The organism is Nostoc sp., assembly GCF_036916575.1.
Lineage (GTDB): Bacteria > Cyanobacteriota > Cyanobacteriia > Cyanobacteriales > Nostocaceae > Nostoc.
In genome coordinates, this window is the sequence record NZ_JBALGC010000016.1 from 18,251 (window position 1) to 41,703 (window position 23,453).

Consider the following 23,453-nt stretch of genomic DNA (forward strand, 5'->3'; position numbering starts at 1 on the left):
TTACATCAGATGTCAGTCTAAAGAAATATCAAAGCAACCACATAACTGGAGTAGTGGGAGAAAACTAGTGTTTCTAAGATTAGCGCAACAACATCAGGAATTCATCCAAGACTTAGTAATGAACCTGCAAGCCTTGACAATTATACTTCAGCGGCGTGGTTATACTGCCTATTGTTATACATGCGGCGACCAAATGAACAGTGCTTCATTTATGGTTAGCTTGGGAGAAAAGCACCTGATTCGGTTTTTAGTATCTGATTACGGGATTACTTGGCTGGAATTGTGGGACGATCGCGAATTAATGAAGTTGGAGGGTGGAGAAGCGATAAACCAGCTACAAGAGTTGGCTAATATTGTCAAGTATTCTTATACCATAGAATTGACAAATTGTCACTTACTTAGCTGAGTTCAATAAAAAAGTTAACATAGATTTGGCACACATGTGTAAAACAAAAGCTCTACTGATTATTTATGCACACGTGTGCATAAATAATCAAAGTACCATTTAACGAATTAACAAAGAAGACATATCTGCTGTAATGGTGAGCTAGCAATCAAGCTTTAGAAGCATGGGTCAACCCCTTCTGGTGCGTCCGCTACGCGTAGCTTGCTTCGACCTAGGAGTACGCAAAAGTCACTCATTCAAAAGTCAATTAGAGGCATCAAAATCTCTGAAAATTAGCGATCGCATAAATGCTTCATCTAACTCTTAATCACATTTTATCTAATTTGTCAATGTTTTGCCTAATTCCCAATTGATTCTGATCGGATAAAACACTTGAGGAAGTAAATCATCCACAGGTATCCAAAGACGAAAAGAAACTTAACATCAGTTTTTGCACACGTGTGCAAAAATAAATAATAAGTACAGTACAGGCTTTGCACACCTGTGCATAAGATGGAGTGCGAAAGTAGCATTTAACAAATCAATATCGACAACTGAAAAGATATGTCTCAAACTTTAAATAATGTCATTGACCAAGCTCAAAACAACCCCTTACATTCCTTAGAAGAATGGGAAGAAGACTTACTTAATCGCTATCCCGATCCGGACAGCATAGTTAAAGAAGGTAAAAGCACCGAAGAGTACAGGAATTACCAAACGCCTACTAGAGACACGGTGAAAGAGTTCTATCGGTTAAATCATATCAATCAGACGTATGATTTTGTATTAGAGAAAAAAGAACACTTTTGGAAGTTAGATAAGAAAGAAATGTCTGTCTGGGATGCATTGGAATTTTTGAATCAATTGGTTGATGATTCAGATCCTGACACAGACTTAGATCAGTTACAGCACCTATTGCAAACATCAGAAGCCATTCGCACTGATGGTCACCCAGACTGGATGGTACTTACTGGCTTGTTTCACGATATGGGGAAGGTACTTTGCTTATTTGGTGAACCCCAATGGGCCACAGTAGGTGATACCTATCCTGTGGGTTGTGCATTTTCTGATAAAATTGTTTTCTCGGAATTTTTCAAAGAAAACCCTGATTTTAACAACCCTATATATAACACTATATATGGTGTTTACGAGCCGAATTGTGGCTTGAGTAATGTACACATGTCATGGGGACATGATGAGTATGTATATTACATGATGAAAAACTATTTGCCTGAATCTGCATTGTACATCCTCCGCTATCACTCCTTTTATCCTCAACATCGCGAAAATGCTTACGAGCATTTGATGGATAGACACGATAAAGAAATGTTTAAATGGGTGAAATTATTCAATGCCTATGATTTATATTCAAAAAACCCTAATCCTCCGGATTGGCAAAAATTAAAGCCTTACTATGAAGATTTAGTGGCTAAATACTTATCCACAACCTTAAAACTCTAAATCTCCGCTAGTAGCAAAGGCAAAGAATTTAAAAAATACCCTACAGACATTATAACTGATTGGGCTTGTGGAGATTAAAATTATTTTTCCCTAATGATGAATAACAATTCTTCAGCAAGGCTAAAAGGAGTGCAATGTTTTCCGATAAATAATAGTACATTGCCACTTATAAAAATATAAAACATCTGTGTAGATGTCCTAAGGTTTATAGCCACTGGCTCGACTTTTCTTTAATTCGCACACTGATTAAACAGGCGCGAACTATTTATCGCGTCTGTTCTTTCACATTTTGACAACGGCGGTAATGGGGTGAGAATAACTTTTTTAGGGTTCTTTTTCCCTCTATCCTAAGAGTTATTCTGATCGAGATATAACTAGACTAACTCTGGCAATTTAGTATAACAAATAAGCGCACTTGACATGCATATTTGAGCAATTCTGAAAATAAGGCAACAGGATTTTTATATATGGTGATAGTCTATCACTTTCTACCCCTAAAAGACGGATTTAGAAGCAAACATTTCCCTCCTAAAGTATTAACTTTTATCAATTCCACTTGAATAAAAAATGTTAAGTTTTCTAAACTATCCCGATGCTAAAAATTACTTAATTTTCGCAAATGCTCCAGTAGGAAAACTTGAGAATACATAGATATGAAATAGTTTTGTTTACTTTGTAAAGTTCGATAAACGTGTATCATATTTGTAAAAATGCAGGTTAAACTAAAATAATCTCAAAGAAAAGAGAAATTTGCAACTCTGATTACATCAGGTTCTACTAATTTTAGTTAAAAGCTATTTTTAACACCCGCATTAACAAATGTAGTTTCACAAAAACATGTGATTTTTTGACGTAGTATGATGCTCATAGTTTTGGTTGAACAAACAAAACATCTAATTGAGGGCAATTAATAGCGCTAACTCGAATCAGGTCACATTCTAAAACTTTTGAAAGGAGTTTAAATTCCCAAAGCCAGCAGTATTGCTAAGTTATGTCTGAATTGTTCAGACCTAGCTCATATTCTGATAAATTTGCAAATTTATATTTTACTGACATTTTTCAAATTTAAATCCGTTGTTAGAAATAGATGAATATCAAGAGAATTTCGTTCATAGTTGGCATATTAGGTTTCGCTGTTGTTGGTTGCAAAAATGGCGCTCCAAATGACAACACTGCTACTAATACTGGTACTAACATTGCTACCAATATAAGTGCAGAGAGTCAGACTAGTGCTGCAAATAGAAAATTGCAAACAATCGGCGTTGCTTTGGGTGACTTGGGCAATCCCTTCTATAATGCAGTGCAGAAGGGGGCTGAGACAGAAGCTAAGAAAATCGGGGGTAATATCAGAGTTAATGCGGTTTCCAGTGCTTTTGACTTGAACCAACAAGTTAACCAAATCGAAAATTTCACTGCTGCGAATACTGACTTAATTATCCTTAGCGCTGTTGACAAAAAAGGAGTTAAACCGGTAATTAACCAAGCAAGGCTCGCAGGTAAGGTTGTGATTGCAGTAGATTCAGCCGTTGATGCAGATGTGGATGCGATGATTAGCTCTAACAATACTCAAGCTGGTGAGATTGCTTGTCAATATATTGCCGATCGCCTCAAAGGTCAAGGTAGTGTAGTCATCCTCAACGGGACTCCGATGGACTCAATCAATCAGCGAGTCAGTGGCTGCGAGAAGTCATTGTCCAAATATCCTAATATCAAACTCATCTCTAAAGACCAAAACGCCGAAGGGACTAGGGATGGAGGACTGAGAGTCATGAGCGATTTGCTCACAACCTTTCCGAAAATTGACGCCGTTTTTGCCACTAACGATCAAAGTGGTGTGGGCGCAGATTTAGCAGCTAGACAAGCAAGACGTAAAGAATTTTTTATTGTTGGAGTTGACGGATCGCCAGATGCAACAAAAGCAATGGAGGATAAAGATGGTGTATTTGCTGCAACTGCGGCTCAAAATCCCGCAGAGATGGCGCAAGAAGCGGTTGAGATTGGCAACGATATCATCCAGGGTAAAAAACCTGAGTCACCTGACATTCTGATTCCAGTCAACTTGGTTACTAGAGACAACCTCAGCAGCTACAAAGGCTGGTAATACTACTAATTTGTAATTCGTAATTACAACACACAGAAAAAGGCTTGATACATGAGGGTTACAATACTTCTCGCTGTTTTTTAAACAATATATCGTTTCCAAATTTGGTGTAAGGAAGAATGACTTCTAGGAGATATATGAATATGAAAAGAATTGCGTTCACCTCTAGTGTTGCGCTTCGCGTAATCGCAGCTAGCATATTAGGTATTATCAGTGGTAGTCTTGTCGGCTGTACAAATGGTTCTCCCGATCGCAACACTGCTACTAACACTGAAACCAAAACTGCTACCAATACTAGTGCAGAAACTAAAACCACCACTGGAAATGGAAAATTACGATCAGTTGCCTTTACCGTTGGTGATTTAAGTAACCCTTTCTTCGTCCTGATGGGGCAAGCAACTGAGACAGAAGCGAAAAGAATTGGCGGTAAGGATGTCAACGTTACCGTAGTTTCCAGTGCCTATGATCTCAACCAACAAGCCAATCAACTGGAAAATTTTACAGATGCAAATACTGATATCATTATTCTGAATGCTGCTGATAAAAGTGGCATTAAACCAGCAGTTGAAAAAGCAAAACAAGCCGGTAGAATTGTGATTGCGGTGGATACAGGTGCTGAAGGAGGTGTGGATGCCACCATTACTACTAATAATGTCCAAGCTGGAGAAGTTGGTTGCAAATATATTGCTGACCGCCTCAAAGGCAAAGGCAATGTAGTAATAGTTAATGGCCCACCAGTGGACTCAGTGATTCAGCGAGTTAGTGGCTGCGAGAATGTATTGTCTAAATATCTTGATATCAAAATACTCTCCAAAAATCAGAATGCAGAGGGTAGTCGGGATGGAGGACTCAGAGTTATGAGTGATTTGCTCACAACTTTTCCGAAAATTGATGCTGTTTTTGCCATCAATGATCCGAGTGGAGTTGGTGCAGAACTAGCAGCTAATCAAGCACAACGTAAAGATTTCTTTATTGTTGGGGTTGATGGTGCGCCAGAAGCAATCAGTGCGATCGCTGCTAAAGATAGTTTATATGCGGCGACTGCTACTCAAAATCCGCGAGGAATGGCCCAAAAAGCAGTTCAAGTTGGCAATGACATCTTAAATGGTAAAAAACCTGAGTCACCTAACATTTTGATTCCAGTTAAGTTGATCACAAAAGATAACGTCAGCACAGAAAAAGGCTGGTAAGTAATAAAAATTGTGAATTTGCAATTGAAAATTATGTCTAATGTAAATCTTTTGATGCATTTGTAAAGTTTTTGCCCATACCAATAATCTACGGCGGTTTTCACTTAATTTAAATACAAAACCTAATAATAACAGCCCCTTACCTTGTAGGGAAAGGGAGTAAGATTCAAAGCCTCTCATCTTTTAGGGGAGAGGAATGGAAGTGAGGTCAAAACTCTATATGATGCAACCGAGAATCGCTATGTATGTGCATCAGCGGAAAGTCTGAGTGCCCATTTATAGCACAATACGGTTCAGTTAAGGCTAAAACTCTTTCTTCAAGTTAATTTTTTTAACGTAGACGCGGAGCGGCTTGCCGCAGGCTACCGCCAAGGACGCAAAGGACGCAAAGAGAAGGAAGAAATTCTTAACCCAAGCGTATTGATTTATAGCACTTAGACTTTCCTAGACAGTCTCCATCAACTAACGTTAACAACAAAGTATGAAAATATCTCTTCCCTATTACAGCATGGCGTAAATAAACAGACCATTTAAAATAGCGCAAAAGCCCAAAATACAATTCTTTTGACTTTTGACTTTTGACTTCTGTCTTGCGGTACTAGTCCCTATTTTCAAACTAGTAGTCAGCTTTTAAAACATGATTTTGTGATTAGGTATGAATTTATTAATTCCTAACTCACGAGCGCAATTTTTAAATTGTTTTTACAGGAGATGTCCATGACAACAAATATTGAAACCTCATTTCCTGATGCACCAACTACCACCCCTGTATTAGAAATGCAAGGGATTACCAAACGATTTCATGGTGTATCTGCGCTCCAAAATGTTAATCTGACGATTTATCCAGGAGAGGTTCATGCCCTCATGGGTGAAAACGGAGCAGGCAAAAGCACATTGATGAAAATCCTGGCTGGGGCTTACATTGCCGATGAAGGAGAAATTCGCATCAATGGCCAACCTTTGAAAATTACCGATCCGGCGACAGCACGCAAGGCGGGTATTAATCTCATTTATCAAGAACTGAATGTTGCACCTAATTTAACCGTTACCGAAAATATGTTTATGGGTAGCGAGTTGCGGCGAGGTCAGTTTTTAGACCGCCAAGCTATGCACCTGGAAGCAGAGCAAGTGCTGCAAAGCTTGGGAGCCAATTTTACAGCCCAGACTATAGTTGGCACTTTGTCGATCGCCGAACAACAGCAAGTAGAAATTGCACGAGCCTTGAAGGACAAAAGCCGCGTTTTGGTGATGGATGAGCCAACAGCAGCACTGTCTGACCGTGAGACTCAGCATTTATTTGAGGTAATTCGCAGACTACGAGACGACGGCATTGCTATTATCTACATCAGCCACCGCATGGAAGAAATATATGCCCTAGCTGACCGGATTAGCGTACTGCGGGATGGTCAATACATTGGCAGTCTCACACGGGATGAAATTTCTGCACAGCGATTAGTGCAGATGATGGTCGGTCGTTCCATGCAAGACTTTTATGAACATCAACGGCAAACCAATCCTGGGCCGGTGGTGCTGGAAGTCAAAAATATCAGTGACGGACGCAAAATTACCCCAACTAGTTTTCAAATTCGCGCTGGAGAAATTGTTGGTCTAGCGGGGCTGGTTGGTGCAGGACGCACAGAGGTATCTCGGCTGATTTTTGGTGCTGACCGCAAGGCAAGTGGTGAAGTATTTCTGAATGGAATGAAACTTAATATTAATACGCCCAGTGATGCTATTACTGCCGGCATTGGCTACGTTCCGGAAGACCGTAAAGACCAGGGTCTATTTCTAGAAATGAGTTCCCGTAAGAATATTGCCATCAACACACTCAAGCAGGATGCAAAGGCTGGCATTGTTAATTGGGGTTCAGTCAATCTGTTGGCAACACAAGCAGTTGAAAGCTTTAATATTCGGCTGGCTAATCTGGAAATCAGAGCGGTGGATCTTTCTGGTGGCAATCAGCAGAAGCTACTGCTAGCCCGTTGGTTAGCCATTAAGCCGAGAGTAATAATGCTAGATGAGCCGACACGCGGCGTAGATATCGGTGCCAAAAGCGAAATTTACCGAATTATCAGCGAGTTGGCAGCACAAGGTGTTGCTGTTTTGATGGTTTCCAGCGAACTACCAGAAATTGTCGGCATGAGCGATCGCGTCTTGGTGATGCGAGAAGGCCAGATGGTAGGCGAACTGGATGGCAGTCTTGGTAAAGAAATCACCCAAGAAAAGATTATGCACTATGCAACTGGAGCATCGGAGGTATTAGCATCATGAGTCAGACAGTCAGACCGCCTGCCAATAAATCAGCCAACAATCCCGTATCCCGCAACCAGAAATCAATTAGTACTCTACTGGAAGTTGCGGGTATTTTGCCAATCCTAGTAATTATCTGCATCTTATTTGCATTCCTTTCTCCCAACTTCCTTACAGGCGGTAACATCGTTAATATCTTGCGTCAGGCATCAATCAATATTGTGCTGGCGACGGGAATGACCTTTGTGATTCTTACCGGAGGTATTGACCTTTCAGTCGGGTCAATCTTAGCTGTTTCTGCCGTAGTTGCGTTGCTGGTATCGCTATTACCAGCTTTAGGTTGGGCGGCTGTGCCTGCTGCATTGCTGGCAGGATTATTTTTAGGTTTACTCAACGGCGCTCTGATCACCTTTTTGGATGTGCCACCTTTTATTGTGACGTTGGGTTCACTGACTGCCTTGCGGGGTGTGGCCTACTTAATTGCCAAAGGTACAACGCTGATTAACCGGGACATCGATTTTGCTTGGGTGGGTAATAGTTATGTCGGCCCGCTTCCTTGGCTAGTAATCATTGCGCTACTGACGGTAATCGCTAGCTGGTTTGTGCTGCGACAAACTGTTTTAGGAGTGCAGATATATGCCGTCGGTGGTAACGAGCGGGCAGCCCGATTAACTGGAATTAAAGTTAATCGTGTCTTGCTATTTGTCTATGGTATTAGTGGATTACTGGCAGGTTTAGCAGGCATCATGAGTGCTAGCCGTCTTTATAGTGCTAGTGGCTTATTAGGTCAGGGTTACGAATTAGATGCGATCGCTGCTGTTATTCTTGGTGGAACCAGCTTTACAGGCGGTATTGGCACCATTGGCGGTACCCTTCTGGGTGCATTGATCATTGCTATTCTCAACAATGGTTTAACCCTGTTGAACCTATCTTACTTTTGGCAACTAGTCGTCAAAGGACTAGTAATTATTTTAGCGGTAATGATTGATCGACTCCGTAGACGTTCCAGACGCTAAATAATCAAAGTTTTTGGGCATTGAGAATAAGGAATGAGCCTTTGAACTCCATTAATGAGTCTTTGAACTCCATTAATGAGTCTTTGAACTCCATTAATGAGTCTTTGAACTTCATTAATGAGTCTTTGAACTCCATTAATGAGTCTTTAAACTTCATTAATGAGCCTTTGAACTCCATTAATGAGCCTTTGAACTCCATTAATGAGCCTTTGAACTCCATTAATGAGTCTTTGCTCTCTATTCTCCTACCCCCCTGCTCCCTAGTACAGACGCAATTAATCGCGTCTCTCTCCACTCCCCACTACTTATAACTATGTCTTCTACTACTGTTCGTCGTAAAGCCAACACGTTTTATGTCATTTTGATTGCTGGTGCTGCTGCCCTCGGCGGCTTTCTGTTCGGTTTTGATACTGCTGTAATCAACGGCGCAGTTTTATCTCTATCAAAAGCTTTTAACACCAGTAGTTGGCTGACTGGGCTGGCAGTGTCCCTAGCGTTGCTGGGATCTGCCGTAGGAGCCTTCTTTGCCGGACAGATTGCAGACCGTTATGGTCGAGTCAAGGCAATGGTGGTCGCTTCGGCATTATTTACTATCAGTGCCATTGGCTCTGGGCTTGCCTTCAGTATCTGGGATTTTATCTTTTGGCGACTATTAGGTGGGATTGGAATCGGCGTTGCTAGTGTCATCGCCCCAGCTTACATTGCGGAATGTTCTCCCACCCATTTGCGGGGAAGGTTAGGATCTCTGCAACAATTAGCGATTGTTGTAGGAATTTTCGTCGCCTTATTGAGCGACTACTTTATCGCTGTGTCAGCAGGTTCAGCAGACTTGCCGTTTTTGTTTGGGGTTGCAGCTTGGCGCTGGATGTTTTGGACAGCAGTCCCGCCAGCGGTATTCTATGGGATGGTGGCTTTAACAATTCCTGAATCCCCCCGTTACTTAGTTGCTAAAGGACGAGAGCCAGAAGCTGCTAACGTTCTGACGAAGATTTTGGGGGGTGATGTGCTGCCAAAAATTGAAGAAATTCGGCAGACAGTGCTTCAAGAACGCCAGCCTAAGTTTTCTGACTTGTTAGGTAGAAGTGGTGGACTCCTCCCCATTGTTTGGATAGGAATAGGCTTATCTGTATTACAGCAATTTGTTGGTATTAATGTAATCTTCTATTACAGCAGCGTTTTGTGGCGGGCAGTCGGATTTTCCGAAAAAGATTCCCTAACAATTACGGTGATTACAGGAGCCGTAAATATTATTACCACACTGATTGCGATCGCCTTCGTGGATAAATTTGGTCGCAAGCCCTTGCTGATACTAGGGTCGATTGGCATGACCTTGACCTTGGGAACGATGGCTTCTATTTTTGGCAGCGCTCCCTTGGATGCTGCTGGAAACCCCACTCTTGCCGGAAGCGCAGGGACTGTGGCTCTGATTGCAGCCAACCTCTATGTATTTTGCTTCGGTTTCTCCTGGGGGCCAGTGGTTTGGGTGCTGTTGGGAGAAATGTTTAATAACAAAATTCGAGCCGCTGCACTTTCAATTGCTGCTGCAATGCAGTGGGTTGCGAATTTCCTCATTTCCACAACATTTCCTCCCATACTGCAATATTTCGGTCTAGGTTCTGCCTATGGACTCTATACAATTGCGGCGGCTACCTCATTCTTTTTCATTCTCTTTTTTATTAGAGAAACCAAAGGAATTGAGTTAGAAGATATGTAATTGGCATTCATCTAGTACCGCTAGGCATAATTCATATCTCTGTGTCCTCTGTGCCTCTGCGGTAGCCTACAGCAAGCCGCTACGTGTCTACGCCAAAAAAAATGACTTTGACAAATATAGCGCTTCTGGGTTAAGTGCGATACAGACTGAACAATAACAGCCCCTTCCCTACCATCGTTGGGGAGTAAGATTCAAAGCCTCTCTCCTTTTAGGAGAGAGGTTTGGAGAGAGGTCAAAGTGTACTGTACCCAAGTGAAAACCGCTATAGTTTTAGCCTTATACAGATTACCTGTAAAGTTGCATAGAACAAGGGCTTAAGCCCCTTGTCTCACCAAGCTTGATTTTCTAAAGTTTCACAAAGATTAGGCTTAGAATTAGATGGGGTTGAGAGCAACAGATAAATTCCAACCTTCTCCCTTCTTCACAACTAAATACAAACCCTCACTTCAGTAAATTACTAAAAAGATGGAAATTATCAATACGGCTCTTTGTTCTTATGGTGTGTCCGGTAGGGTATTTCATGCGCCGTTCATTGATTTGCATCCCGGATTTAAATTAGCAGGCTCCTGGGAAAGAAGCAAAAAGCTAATACAGGAAAATTATCCGGGAGTAAAAAGCTATCCTTCTTTAGAAGCATTGTTAGCAGATGAGCAAGTAATATTAGTGGTGGTAAATACACCCACATATACCCATTACGATTATACTAAACAGGCTTTGCTTGCAAATAAACATGTAGTAGTAGAAAAAGCATTCACTACAACGGTAGTAGAAGCCAAAAACCTGAAAGAATTAGTTCCAAGTCCGGGTGCAGGAACATTAAACAATTTAGGCCCGCACTTAATAGACCAGGCTTTGCATTTATTTGGGATGCCTGATGCTATTTTTGCAGACATCCGCGTAACCAGGCAGCGATCGCAGGTAGATGATTATTTTGAGTTGATATTATACTACGACAAACTGCGCGTCAAATTAAAAGCAAGTTTCCTTGTGCGTGAGCCTGCACCTGCTTATATTATACATGGCACTAAAGGTTCTTTTTTCAAAAGCAGAGCCGATAAACAAGAAGAGTATTTAGTAGCGGGTATGAAGCCTAATACACTTGATTGGTATACAGAGCCGGAAAGTGAATATGGCTTGCTTCATACATAAAAAGACACAAAAGTAATTCGGGAAAGAGTCAAAAGTTCACAGGGCAGTTATTTAAGTTATTACGATGCAATCTACAAATCAATTGTTGATAATCAGCCAATTGCTGTTACTGCCGAAGACGGAATTCATGTAATGCGGATTATAGAAGCGGCTATTAAAAGCAGCAATGAGCAAAAAGTCATAGGGTTGCTTTAAGTAACCTAAAACTTAAACTCAAAATATGTAACTTTCATCCTGGTTAGCTTATAACCTGGAAGCTTGAGTTCGAGTGTAATCTCTTTAGTTACAAAGTCATAATTAAACCATTTTCAAATAATAAGTCAATGCTCAAAATTTTTGTTCATAGCATTTTTATTCTATTTTTTGCAGTTCCAGCCGTTTGGGCAGCACCTCCAGAAGATAGTTCTAATGCAGTAGATGCTAATAGGAATTTGGAAGGACAAGTCAATTCTGTTTCCCAGTTTTCTGATATTAAACCGAGTGATTGGGCATTCCAAGCACTGCAATCACTGGTTGAACGTTATGGTTGTATTGCAGGTTATCCTGACGCAACCTATCGCGGTAATCGTGCTTTAAGTCGTTACGAGTTTGCAGCTGGTTTAAATGCCTGCTTAGACCGGGTGAATCAATTAATTGCTGCGGGTACCAATGATTTAGTCAAGAAAGAAGATTTGGTAGTGCTGCAAAAATTGCAAACAGAGTTTGCAGCAGAATTGACAACTCTCCGGGGGCGGGTAGATACGCTGGAGGCACATACAGCAACGCTGGAGAAACAGCAATTTTCCACCACTACTAAGCTAAATGCTCAAATTATTACCGCCGTTAGTGATACCTTTGGAAATAGGGTAGGTGGCGATCACGATGAATCCCAACTCTACTTTGCAAACCGGAGTCGTCTCAACTTTGAAAGCAGTTTCACCGGAAAAGATTTGTTGCGAGTCCGGTTGGAGTTTGGCAACTTTGCAAATTCCAATGGTGCAAGCCAAATTGCCGCAGCCACAGGCACAGGGATGACACGCCTGAACTTCGATTATGACAGCAACGATACACTTTTTGTTCCCCACATCCGTTACTACTTCCAAGTCAGTGATTCTCTTAACTTCGTTGTTGGGCCCACAGGCATTGGTTACACCGACATTTCAACCACCGTCACTCCCGCCACAATCGCTGACGACGGCAATGGGGTTCCTTCACTATTTGGGTCATACAGTCCCTTATTCCGGCGAGGTGGCGGCGGTGCAGCCGCTAACTGGAACATTAGCAAAGACTTCGTTCTCACCTTGGGCTATTTAGCAAACAGTCCCAATGTCCCATCGGCTAGCAGCGGGTTATTTGATGGCGGCTACAACGCCTTGGCGCACTTAGCCTATTATGGTAAGCAAGGAGCGATCGGTATTGCCTACTCTCATGGCTATAGCCCTGGTGGAGCAGTCGATCTCGCAGCTGGGACGGGTAGCGTCCTGTCAAACGCTCCCTTTGGCAACAACATTGCTACTTCCAACGATATTGTAGGCACACAGGGATTCTATCGCTTCTCCCCGAATTTCCAAATCCACGCTTGGGGTGGATATATCTGGGCAAATGCCAAGAACTCTGGTTTGAGTGATATTTCCAATGGTAGGGGTGGAACAGATTCTCTGTTTGTAAACAATGGTGACAATGCCAATGTCTGGTTTGGGGCGATTGGTATGTCGTTTCCTGATGTGGGGGGTAGGGGTAATTTGCCGGGAATTCTCTTTGGTATACCACCGCGTGTTTCTAACAGTGATGTCCGTCGAGACCGAGACAACGCTTACCATATCGAAGCATTCTATCGTTACCGACTGAACGATAATATCTCAGTGACTCCTGGTTTTTGGGTGATTCTCAACCCGGAAAACGACAGCAGAAATGATACCCAGTATGTGGGTGTGATTCGCACAACCTTCGATTTTTAACTGAATGTGAATCGTTTGCTTAACCAACAGAGTGCTGAGTACTCAGCACTCTTGATGCAATCTGCAATCGATCATAAATACTCCAATCATTGAATATTGCACTTCCTCAAAATTGTTTCAGTAATATTGGGGCAGGTAAGCCAGAGGTCTAACTGGGGACAGAGGTACATAAGTAAATATTCACAGCAGTGGATGCGATCGCAATAACGTCTAGCTGGTTTTTCAGGAATACCTAAATCGTTGCAAACAGACTGAAGTGTTGCTACCGCTGCGTCGTAAGCTGCGATCGCTCAGTTGACACAAAGCAAAATCAGGACTTACGCAAAAATAACGTAATTTCGTCATTACGAGCCATAGCGTTCGCGGAGCGTCTCGTAGAGAAGTAATCCCCCCTGACGCTCTTATTGCTTCCCTACACTCCGTTTCGGTCGCAATGACAATATCGGCGTTGCGTAAGTCCTAAAAATATTTTGACCACCAGTCTGACATTGTTTTTTTCCTTAAACACCCGATTTCACCTACTGTACTATCAGTGATGTACTTTATCTAGAATTTTTAGAGCGATCACTTTTGAAGAGTTGCCGTGAAAAGTCAGACCCATATACTTCGTTTAAATCGAAAAATTGGATTTTTAAAATAACTTTATACAAAATTTTTTCTATAGTACTGATGCATTAACCTACTTTCCTGGTATTTGAAGCGATTTCATGGCAGTATAAGTACATATAATACTGTATTTATTACATAAAGATGGTTGGTAAATAGTTGTAATTTATTGGACATTTAAGTACCTTATAAATACTGAACTACCAAATATTGCTTCCCAGCTACGACTTCTTATTACCCTATTTTATGGCTGGAGTAAAAAGCAAACTTTCAATGCTGGGTGCAAAATTTGGAGTTTCAAAAATTGTAGTAACTTGCACATTAATTTACCGTAAATATTTCATGAAGAAAAGGTACAAATTAGCACTGGCTACCGCTAGCATTGCTTTGGGTTTTGGTGCAATCCAAGCTAAACCAGCACAAGCTGCCACATTTAGTGGTCCGATTAACATCTATGCTGCTGCCAGCTTGACCGACACCCTACGCCAGGTTGAGACACTTTACCAGCAAAGCAACCCCAACGTCACCTTTATGAATACCTTTGGGGGTTCTATTGGTCTCGCTAATCAAATCATAGCGGGAACAAATCCAAAGCCAGTAGATATCTTCTTCTCAGTATCCCAAGCACCGTTAGATAATCTGCAAGCTGCCAACCTACTAATAGAAGGAACCAGGCAAGACATACTAAACAACACCTTGGCTATAATCACGCCGATAAATTCAACTATATCTATATCAAGTGTTCAAGACCTATTACAGCCACAGGTGCGTCAAGTGGCTATTGGTAATCCTGCGACTGTTCCAGCAGGAGTATTCGCCCAGCAATTATTTGCCAATTCCGGGATATCGCAGGCAATCCAACCCAAACTTGTCTTGGGCACGGATGTGCGTGATGTACTAAATAAAGTGTCAAGCGACACTAATGATAGTATAGATGCGGGGATTGTTTACACCACAGACGCTCTAACAGCACTTGATAAAGTCAAAATTGCATACACTCCGCCTATCAACCTTTACTCTCCGATTGTTTATGGCTCTGCTGTACTCAGACAAACTCAAAACCTAGATGCAGCTAAGGACTTCAACTCCTTTCTGCGCAGCCCTCAAGCATTATCTGTGTTTCAGGTATCTGGATTCACGCCTATCCCCGAACCCATGACTACTGCTGGCTCAATAGCAGTAGGTATAGTCGGTCTTATGATGAAGCGAAAGGTAAAGGCAAAAGCCAAAGCTAAAGCAGCAGTGAATTAAAGGTTTTTGGCTGTATTCTCAATCAAAATTGAACTCACAACTGCAAATAGGAATCAACCCAGGTATAACCCTGACTTTTCACGGAATGTGGAAAGTCAGATTATCCTGAATCAATAGTTGCAATTCATTTTGATAAAAATCACCAAATATTCTTTCCATCTCTGTTTATTGAGATGCAGTGCAGGAAATATTTGTTTGCCAAGGGCTATATGGGCTAACATTAGGTGCTTGAGCCACTAGCTGGATATCTCTATTAGCATCCACAATCCATCCTTGAGCCTCCACAATCTGATTAGTAGATGTGGTAACAGATGTAGTAGGGTTTTTATCTGTAATTTCCATAGATAATTTATCCCTTACTCTCTCGGTTGTTTGTGGGGGCAAATCTACCCAACCTGTAATCACTGCTCGTCCCCGCAGAGGCTCGTTAGGACTAAGAGGTAATCCACCGCGTCCTGTGGCGATAAACCGACTAGCGGTTTGTCCTCTTCTGGGTGTGCAGCCTTGAGCAATTTGTTGGGATGCATCGACGAGGTTAGAGGGTAATTGAATTAAGCCACGACTAGGGTCTACATCGGGTGTGTTTAGTTCTACAGTCCCAGCCACCCCACGTTCAGAACTAGCAGTGATATCACTCAGGGAAGTTGGGCGTGAGCGAGATTGAATCCCAAAGAGACCTTTGACTGTGATGTCAACATTACCACCCTTACCAGTAAAGGCATTGGCGCTGATGTTGCTATCTTCGCTTGGAACAGCAACAATGAATTTTGAGTCAATATTGATGTTACCACCATCACCACCTTTTTGCTCAGTACCTGCGTTAGTGGAGATTTGACTGTTGTGACGGAGTAAGAGTAAATCGCTGTTGACGTTGATCTTACCACCGTTACCGGATATAGATTCAGCGTTGAGTCTGCCTTGGTTATCTAAGGTGATTTTGGGTGAGTTGATTTCGATGTTGCCTGTGATTCCTAAACCAGAAGCACTGACGAAGAAGCCACTGTTAGCACCAATATTTCCTACGCGATCAGGAAATTTAGCAATCCGGTCATTGTAATTAGGGTCACTACCGCTAATAATCACTTTATCAGTAGCATTGACTGTAATTTTACCAGCACGTCCATTCCTTAAGGTAGTGGTGGTGAGTTGTCCACCATTGAGTGCTTCAAAAATATTGGCATTCACCGTAATGTCGCCACCCTTTTGATCATTTCTAGTGTGTGCATCTAACAAACCGCCGTCCGAGATGTGAAATATATTGGTATTTACGGTAATATCGCCACCTTCGCCAGTGGAACTTTTAAGTGTATCCGAAAATAAACCACTAGAAAATCCACTCTCTTGACTAGTTCCAGAAACAGTTACCGCATCTTTTGCATTGATGCGAATATTCCCCGCATTCCCCTGTCCACCAGTGAAGGTTAGGAGTTGAGCGCCATCTCGTAATGAGAAGGAAGCAGAATCGATGGTAATGTTACCCCCATTACCTAGTGTTCCCATTTCCACTGAGTTGAAAATCCCACTCCCAAAACCATTTTTCTCACCAGAAATATCAACTTCTCCAGTCACTTTAATATTGACATTGCCTGCATCTCCCCGTCCTGCTGGTCGGGTAGCAGATGCTTCACCAATAAGGGTTAGTAGTTCAGCACCATCAGTGAGTGACAGTGTTGTAGCATTGATATCGATATTGCCACCCTTACCCACACCTCCTGCTTCCACCGTGCTGAAAATGTCAGCATTCGCAAGGGAAACAGTATCTTTTGCACGCACTGTCACATTCCCCCCATTCCCCTGTCCATAAGTTGAGGCATTAAGTAGAGCGCCATCTCGTAATGACAAGTCATCAGAATCGATGGTAATATTACCCCCATTGCCAATTGTCCCGCCAGCATCGCTAAGAATCCCACTGGGGAAACCATTTTTCTCGCCAGAAATATCAACTTCCCCAGTCACTTTAATATTGACAGTGCCTGCATCCCCTGCTCCTGCTGGCTGGGTAGCAGATGCAGAACGAGTCAAGGTTTGCAGTTCAGCGCCATCAATGAGTGACAGGTTTGCTGCATTGATGTCGATATTGCCACCCTTACCCACACCTCCTGCTTCCACCGTGCTGAGGATACCAGAATTACCTACAAAAGAAACAGCATTCTTTACACGCACTGTTACATTTCCCCCATTGCCCTGTCCAAAAGTTGAGGCAGCAATTTGAGCGCCATCTCGTAATGAAAAGGAACCAGAGTCGATGGTTATATTACCCCCATTGCCGACTGTCCCAGCTCCCGCGTCGCTGAAAATCGCACTGATAAAACCATTTTTCTCCCCAGCAATATCAACAGCATTTTTTGCACGCACTGTCACATTCCCCGCATTCCCCTGTCCATAAGTTGAGGCAAGAATTTGAGCACCATCAGTTAATGACAGTGAAGCAGCATTGATGTCGATATTGCCACCCTTACCCACACCTCCTGCTTTCACCGTACTGAAGATGCCAGCAATACCTGTAAAGGAAACAGCATCTTTTCCCAGCGAAGAAACTTTAATTTCTCCGGTAGCATTCAGCGTAATATCCCCTGCAACAGTCTCAGGTGTCCCTAAGCCTTCCCCTATACCAGCGGAAAGCAAACTTCCTTCCAAAATCTTTAAGTTATGGGCATTTATTGCAATATTACCTCCACCAGCCCCTTCCACATATATACGTGCTTGATTGGTAAGCACTACCGAAGCACGATTTACATTCTCAGGAAATCCTAACCTCAAATTATCTCCATCTAAAACAAGATTTAGATTTCCAGGTGTCGCTAACCCTCCTAACTCAACTCTCCCACCAAAGGCATTTAATTGCCCGCCATCCATGCTGACATTACCACCCACCAGCAGCAAACTCTTACCTTGTGCTACTCGTAAACCAAATGCGTCAAAACCTGCTGGGTCTTTTCCTGCTGGTGCAACTGAGTTATTTTGAATCGCTGCATTTTGGTTAATTTGATTAAATAGCAAAGCTGAAGGATTGAGCGTCAACAGTGGAGGAGTATTCAGATTTGAAGCACTAAAAAAACCTTGATTGCCAAACCCAATAGCATTTGCGGTAGTTGCTACAAATGAACCTCCAATATTCAGGCTGGCATTTTTGCCAAAAATAATCCCGTTAGGATTCATCAGAAACAGTTTAGCTGTACCATTAGCGCGGATTAATCCATCAATATTCGATACTGATTTACCTGTTACTCGACTAATAATATTCTGAATATTTGAAGCATTGTTGAAGTAAGCCGTACTCTCAATGGGTACTGAAAACTCTTCAAAACTATGGAATAAGTTACTTCCCGCTTGGGTGCCACCTTGAATGATTCTAATATTGTCCTGCAATGTGACACGAGAATTATTGGGTAGAGTTTTATCAGGGGTAATTTGGGCAGAAGCACAATTTGCCCAAAAAGCGATCGCAATTCCCATTCCCACAGAAACAGCAGTTGTTGAATCAAAGTGAGTTTGCATAGTAGTTGTGATGATGGGTATTTTACGGCTGTGTGATCGCTTTGGCGTTAGCGTTCGCGGAGCGTCTCGTAGAGCGCCGTACCCCTACGGCAAAGCAAGCTACGCGCAGGTCTCGTAGAGAAAGCATCACTTCAATCCTTTCGCCTGATTTTATTCTCCTAAGAGTATTGAAAAGGAATAACTTTTCTTAAGAGATACTTAGATCAAGCTAATATCCAACTATTTATTGTGGGATGGGCGTCTCGCCATTGGTGTCAAGTTAACGTGAGTTCGACGGATGTTAGGGGCTAAAATCAACACCATTGTGTTCAGTTTAACCATTGAGTTTTACCCACTTGACAAGTTTCTATTTTTCTTAACTTGACACCAATGGCAAGATGCCCATTCTATAAACTGATATAGGACTCCGATTTGATTTTTGAGCAAAATATCACAGAGGTTATAGCAGCTATGGTTGAAGATCGGGCCATCAACCCTGAGCTTGAGCGATTCATGGCCAAACGAATCAATGCCCAAACCACCGAGATTAAATAGAGCCATGTGGCTTTTATCTCTCATCCGAAGGAGGTTGTCAAACTAATCGAACAGGCGGCGACTGTGCAAAGTAACCCGTGATACATAAGCATAGCTCGATTGTTTAAGGGACTTGCAGTTAAAAAAAACATCCCATCTCCGGGGCGCAAGGCCTTGCGCCTTGACAAATGTACAAATCATTTTGGATAATTTATTTTTTGTCAGTTCCTAATATCAAGTCCGGGTAATCAGTTATTAGTGAAGAAAGCAGGAGGCAGTCTAGCTTGAGGTAGCTATATTGAAATTTATCTGTTGCTCTCAACCCCATTTAATTTTAAGCCAGTGATTGTCTCCACAGAGGGCGCAGACCCAAGGGCGATCCCAGTTCCAATTCCAGATTTTTAAGTATTCCCCCAACCCACGCCACTTACTCCACTTGGGGAGACCCTAGACGCTCTCTACGAGACGCTGCGCGAACGCGGACTCGCTCTAAGCGTTGGTGTAGCCTCTCGAAGAGAAGGCTTTACGCTACGCTATGCGCTAAAGCGTTTCCCCTTCTCCCAAAGCTATGCACTAGTCACATCTTTCTTAACAATCTTGAAACCCTGGTTTGATAACCATCTTAGATACTGATGTCTTAGGCATACTTGACAAATGTACCCTTATTATTCTCGATAAAACTACGTTTTTATTGACAATTAAAGACGAATCATAAGGGTTAGAAAAAACGTGAGTGAATACTCTCACAAATGTTAAGAAAGATCCGGGTAATGAATAGCTCCCTTTGGGAGAGGCTAACGCCCGCCGTAGGATGCCCTTTCGCGGAGCGTCTCGTAGAGAAGGGTTGTAAGGAGAAGACCGCAGTGGCTCCCCTTAAAAAAGGCTTGCTGATGAATTTCTTTTACCCCCAATTTATCGGGGGTCGCCGCAGGCGGGGGGATTTTAACCGAACTGTATTAAATATACGGCAATCTGAAATTTACACAACACGAGAAATATATGAGTCAACATTTCGTCCTCATTCATGGTGCATGGCATGGCGGTTGGTGTTGGGACGGCGTGATTCGAGAACTCGAAAATGCAGGTCACACGGCGGTTGCTCCAACGCTCCCTGGAAACAATCCTGATGATGACTTGGCATCGGTAACGTTTGCTGACTATCTAAACGCGATCGCGGCTGTGCTAGAGCAACAACAACAACCTGTTATTCTCGTCGGTCATTCCAGTGCAGGTTTTCTTCTGCAAGCAGTTGCACCCAGAGCAGCCAAAAAGATTGCTCATCTCGTTTTTCACAATGCCTTTATCTTGCCAAATGGTGCTTCGCAATTAGATATGTTTCTCCCCGAAGTCGCCCAAATTTTGATTGATGCTGCGATGACGGTGTTTAGCTCTACGCTTGCTGACAATCATCAAGTTTGTTGTCAGGCGGCAACTGATTGCACAAGTCAACTCTCTTGCTGGGCTGTACCCCGATAATCCGAAAAAACTGACTGCTCAACCTACTGCTGAACGGTTGTTACGTGCTTTTTCTAATCTCACTTTGACAATTATTGAAGTCCGAGGTGAGCGTTTTGGTTATGTTCCTCCTTTAAACCCTCTACAGCAAGAATTATTAGTTTGCTTGGTCTTTCACCCAATATTTATAGCAATCTTGTGGATAATTCCTCTTAGTCAAATTCTATTACGCGAACGGTGAGTAATGATGAAAATTTTTCTTGCAGATACAGAGGCGACGCTACGCTTAGGTATTACTCTTGGTGAATCCCTAACCCCTGGCAGTGTAATTTTACTAGAAGGTGATTTAGGTGCTGGTAAAACTACCCTAGTTCAAGGTATTGGCAAGGGTTTGGGAATCGCTGAACCCATTGTAAGTCCAACTTTCACGCTGATTAATGAGTACACGGAAGCACGCTTCCCCCTTTACCACTTGGATTTATATCGCTTAGAACCACAAGAAGTTGCAGCCTTGAATTTAGAAAGTTACTGGGAAGGTGTTGAAGTCATGCCAGGAATTGTGGCAGTTGAATGGGCTGAACGATTACCCTACAAGCCAGATAGTTATCTAAGTGTGAGTTTGACTTATGGGCACGGGGGCACTCGTCAAGTCGAACTCATACCATTTAATTGTGCCATTAGCGAAGTCATTGACCAAATAATTACTAATTCGTAATTATAAGTTACAATTACGAATACTTCGATGCTATTTAAGCTTATCTCTCGACTGAAGTACGAGAGATTTGACTTTATTGAACATAACATGAGAAAATTTTTGCAAATAGTCGAGGGAGAACTCCACACTCGTTCTATCTGCCACTACCACGCTCACCATTGTAAATCATTAACATTGTTATCTCAACCCCAAATAAATGAAAAAATTATTCAACAGCAGCTTGATTGCTGCAAGAATCAGTTAAAAAACTGATTTACTTGGTGTATGAATCAAGCAAATGTAAACTGTTGTTGTGTAAAATCAGAGTTTTCACAGAACTTAGTCAGCTTGATTTAACCCAATTGGCTCTCTAGTGTAATTAAGAGAACAAATTTGGTTTCTTTAACAGCCAAAGCCGATAGAAAAAAGTTAAACAACATCAACTTCTGTGGAAGTCGTCTAACTTTTCCTTATACTTAATATACCCAACTTAAAGTTAGAATATATACAGATAAATACTGATTTAGCAAATATTTTAAAATTAATTTAAATAATTTTAAGTAGCAATAAACTATTCTATTTACATCTGTAATTAACACTGATATTAATCAACCTTTAAATAAAACATCTCGTATTTATACGATATTTTATGTAGGAATACGAGAAATATGAAGTATTATATATGACAATTAATTTCCTGCGTATATGCACTAGTACCGCAAGGCAAAAGTCAAAAGCCACTTGTATGCTCGCTTGTCCTGAGCGTAGTCGTAAAGCCTGCGGCATAGCTACGCTTAGGGCGCAGCCCAAGGTAGAGAAGTAAAAGTCACTCATTCAAAAGTATTATGGAATGGGATTTTTAGAGTTTTTAAATGGTTAATCTATTTAGACCGTGACGTACTAGTTATCTCTAATGAAAGAAGCGATCGCCTTTTTTATCGGATAACCGGAATCGTCTCTGGTATAATACGTAAGACCTCGATCAATGAATGCCGAGGTAGTATCTATTAATTCCTGAAGAATCTCGGAATTAGTGTTATCTATTTCTTCAGTGACTTTTTCTCCTGTAAATCGGTTTTTTCGTTCTTCTGGAGGTAATACAATCCGAGGATCTTTATAAGTCTCTTTTGGCTTGGGTTTAAATGTCTCATTTAAGTCATATTGGAGACGTAAGTAACGTTTAGAATCATATCCACCCATGATTTGTCGGCAAATGGTACTACCAATCTCAGATGTAGGTTCCATAAAGATATTAGTAAGATGTTGTGCCCAGTTAAAGCCTCTCCATTTGCTTATTTGCTCATATTGATATGGTTCACCAGTTTGACCTGTGCCAATAGAAAGGATAGAAATATCTTCCAATCGCAGATTATCAAGTTTATACTTTTGCTTGATTGTTGAAGAGACTGAAGACTGACTGATCCTCATAACTAGACTCAAAGCTGCAAGAGAGGGATTATTCGCAGAAACTCCTCCATCAATGTGTGGAAATTCCCAATCACCAAATTTTTCTTTATCTACAGGTTCTAATTTATATGGTGGGAAAAAAGTAGGTGCTGAGGCAGAAGCGGTACATATCTGCCATAAATAACAGTCATCGTACCATCTGTCTCCTAGATCGGGATGACAATTTGTAAAAAAGGTTGTATTACGATATAGCGTATCGTAAGCAAGAATCAAGATAATGGGTTTTTCAATATCCTTTATTCTTGTGGATTTATACGCATCTTTGAGGACGCTAATAATTCCATCATGAGAATATTTAGGCACTGAAAATACATCAAGAATTGGTTTAATGATGGATGGGAAGTTTTTATAGCGCTCTTTTCTATCCAGCGGGAATATATCTTTACCTCTATCTATATACAGTTTAATGAGTTCATCACTCTCCTTTTCTACAGCAATCCCTCCTGCTAATATTGAACCAGTAGAAGTGCCAGCAATCAGGTCAAAGTATTCGTGTAAAAAGTTTCCTTTCCCCTGATTTCTAATTTCTTGTTCTACTTCTTGAAGTATTCGTGCTGCAACGACTCCACGAATACCGCCACCATCTAAAGCCAAAATTTTGAAGGACATAGCAATTCTCCTTGATTATTTCTATGGTTAGGTTCCTTCCGTTGTAGCAACTACTGTGCCAAGGATGTCAAGTAGGGAAAAGAAGAATAAATAGGTAATCTGATAGCGGGAAGGAAGTAGTTATTGAAGATTTGACTACTACGTAAGCTGACAGAAG

At 41.8% G+C, this 23,453-nt stretch carries 13 protein-coding genes and 2 pseudogenes; 13 read left to right on the forward strand and 2 right to left on the reverse strand.

The features are described from left to right. Positions 1-67: 67 nt before the first annotated feature. The 10 genes and pseudogenes from V7L29_RS05030 to modA all read left to right on the forward strand — a co-directional run bounded on the left by V7L29_RS05030 (position 68) and on the right by modA (position 15,060). Positions 68-406 (forward strand): DUF1815 family protein, encoded by a 339-nt coding sequence (locus V7L29_RS05030; protein WP_334734731.1) that lies wholly within the window; start codon positions 68-70, stop codon positions 404-406. Positions 407-949: 543 nt separating this feature from the next. After that, positions 950-1,846: an inositol oxygenase family protein gene (locus tag V7L29_RS05035; protein WP_334734732.1), complete on the forward strand. Its 897-nt coding sequence runs from the start codon at positions 950-952 to the stop codon at positions 1,844-1,846. 1,087 nt (positions 1,847-2,933) lie between these two features. Then, positions 2,934-3,947: an ABC transporter substrate-binding protein gene (locus tag V7L29_RS05040; RefSeq protein WP_334734733.1), complete on the forward strand. Its 1,014-nt coding sequence runs from the start codon at positions 2,934-2,936 to the stop codon at positions 3,945-3,947. Positions 3,948-4,084: 137 nt separating this feature from the next. Then, positions 4,085-5,137, forward strand: coding sequence for an ABC transporter substrate-binding protein (locus V7L29_RS05045; RefSeq protein WP_334734734.1), 1,053 nt, complete (start codon positions 4,085-4,087; stop codon positions 5,135-5,137). A gap of 717 nt (positions 5,138-5,854) precedes the next feature. Next, complete coding sequence (locus V7L29_RS05050) at positions 5,855-7,408, forward strand: sugar ABC transporter ATP-binding protein (protein WP_334734735.1); 1,554 nt, start codon at positions 5,855-5,857, stop codon at positions 7,406-7,408. Beyond that, a complete protein-coding gene (locus V7L29_RS05055; protein WP_334734736.1) occupies positions 7,405-8,403 on the forward strand; it encodes an ABC transporter permease subunit in 999 nt (332 codons plus the stop codon). The genes V7L29_RS05050 and V7L29_RS05055 overlap by 4 nt, the downstream gene beginning before the upstream one ends. 313 nt (positions 8,404-8,716) lie before the next feature. Further along, complete coding sequence (locus V7L29_RS05060) at positions 8,717-10,117, forward strand: sugar porter family MFS transporter (RefSeq protein ID WP_334688131.1); 1,401 nt, start codon at positions 8,717-8,719, stop codon at positions 10,115-10,117. Positions 10,118-10,582: 465 nt separating this feature from the next. Continuing rightward, positions 10,583-11,461, forward strand: a pseudogene (locus V7L29_RS05065) (Gfo/Idh/MocA family oxidoreductase). A 128-nt stretch (positions 11,462-11,589) separates the two neighbouring features. Then, the gene (locus V7L29_RS05070) at positions 11,590-13,203 is read left to right on the forward strand and encodes an iron uptake porin (RefSeq protein WP_334734737.1); all 1,614 of its coding nucleotides are present in this window, start codon (positions 11,590-11,592) and stop codon (positions 13,201-13,203) included. A gap of 948 nt (positions 13,204-14,151) precedes the next feature. After that, on the forward strand, positions 14,152-15,060 hold the full coding sequence (modA, locus tag V7L29_RS05075; protein WP_334688134.1) for a molybdate ABC transporter substrate-binding protein: 909 nt from the start codon (positions 14,152-14,154) through the stop codon (positions 15,058-15,060). Between the two features lie 165 nt (positions 15,061-15,225). Here modA and V7L29_RS05080 read toward each other — a convergent pair whose 3' ends face one another. After that, positions 15,226-18,558, reverse strand: coding sequence for a two-partner secretion domain-containing protein (locus tag V7L29_RS05080; RefSeq protein ID WP_334688135.1), 3,333 nt, complete (start codon positions 18,556-18,558; stop codon positions 15,226-15,228). A gap of 1,512 nt (positions 18,559-20,070) precedes the next feature. On the opposite strand from V7L29_RS05080, the gene V7L29_RS05085 reads away from it, so the two are divergent. The 3 genes and pseudogenes from V7L29_RS05085 to tsaE all read left to right on the forward strand — a co-directional run bounded on the left by V7L29_RS05085 (position 20,071) and on the right by tsaE (position 21,241). Next, on the forward strand, positions 20,071-20,547 hold the full coding sequence (locus V7L29_RS05085; protein WP_334688137.1) for an alpha/beta fold hydrolase: 477 nt from the start codon (positions 20,071-20,073) through the stop codon (positions 20,545-20,547). Beyond that, positions 20,456-20,742, forward strand: a pseudogene (locus V7L29_RS35405) (IS1634 family transposase); the annotation flags it as partial. The gene V7L29_RS05085 and the pseudogene V7L29_RS35405, both read left to right, overlap by 92 nt. Positions 20,743-20,773: 31 nt before the next feature. Next, positions 20,774-21,241 carry a tRNA (adenosine(37)-N6)-threonylcarbamoyltransferase complex ATPase subunit type 1 TsaE gene (gene tsaE, locus V7L29_RS05090; protein WP_334688146.1) on the forward strand — a complete coding sequence of 156 codons (468 nt, stop codon included), beginning with the start codon at positions 20,774-20,776 and terminating at the stop codon, positions 21,239-21,241. 879 nt (positions 21,242-22,120) lie between these two features. Here tsaE and V7L29_RS05095 read toward each other — a convergent pair. After that, positions 22,121-23,296: a patatin-like phospholipase family protein gene (locus tag V7L29_RS05095; protein WP_334734738.1), complete on the reverse strand. Its 1,176-nt coding sequence runs from the start codon at positions 23,294-23,296 to the stop codon at positions 22,121-22,123. Between the last annotated feature and the right edge of the window lie 157 nt (positions 23,297-23,453).

Excerpts from the sequence above, each read along its gene's own strand:
- V7L29_RS05035 (WP_334734732.1), top strand. The coding sequence starts at position 950 with ATGTCTCAAACTTTAAATAATGTCATTGACCAAGCTCAAAACAACCCC.
- V7L29_RS05040 (WP_334734733.1), top strand. The coding sequence starts at position 2,934 with ATGAATATCAAGAGAATTTCGTTCATAGTTGGCATATTAGGTTTCGCT.
- V7L29_RS05045 (WP_334734734.1), top strand. The coding sequence starts at position 4,085 with ATGAATATGAAAAGAATTGCGTTCACCTCTAGTGTTGCGCTTCGCGTA.
- V7L29_RS05050 (WP_334734735.1), top strand. The coding sequence starts at position 5,855 with ATGACAACAAATATTGAAACCTCATTTCCTGATGCACCAACTACCACC.
- V7L29_RS05055 (WP_334734736.1), top strand. The coding sequence starts at position 7,405 with ATGAGTCAGACAGTCAGACCGCCTGCCAATAAATCAGCCAACAATCCC.
- V7L29_RS05060 (WP_334688131.1), top strand. The coding sequence starts at position 8,717 with ATGTCTTCTACTACTGTTCGTCGTAAAGCCAACACGTTTTATGTCATT.
- V7L29_RS05070 (WP_334734737.1), top strand. The coding sequence starts at position 11,590 with ATGCTCAAAATTTTTGTTCATAGCATTTTTATTCTATTTTTTGCAGTT.
- modA (WP_334688134.1), top strand. The coding sequence starts at position 14,152 with ATGAAGAAAAGGTACAAATTAGCACTGGCTACCGCTAGCATTGCTTTG.
- V7L29_RS05080 (WP_334688135.1), bottom strand. The coding sequence starts at position 18,558 with ATGCAAACTCACTTTGATTCAACAACTGCTGTTTCTGTGGGAATGGGA.
- V7L29_RS05085 (WP_334688137.1), top strand. The coding sequence starts at position 20,071 with ATGAGTCAACATTTCGTCCTCATTCATGGTGCATGGCATGGCGGTTGG.
- tsaE (WP_334688146.1), top strand. The coding sequence starts at position 20,774 with ATGAAAATTTTTCTTGCAGATACAGAGGCGACGCTACGCTTAGGTATT.
- V7L29_RS05095 (WP_334734738.1), bottom strand. The coding sequence starts at position 23,296 with ATGTCCTTCAAAATTTTGGCTTTAGATGGTGGCGGTATTCGTGGAGTC.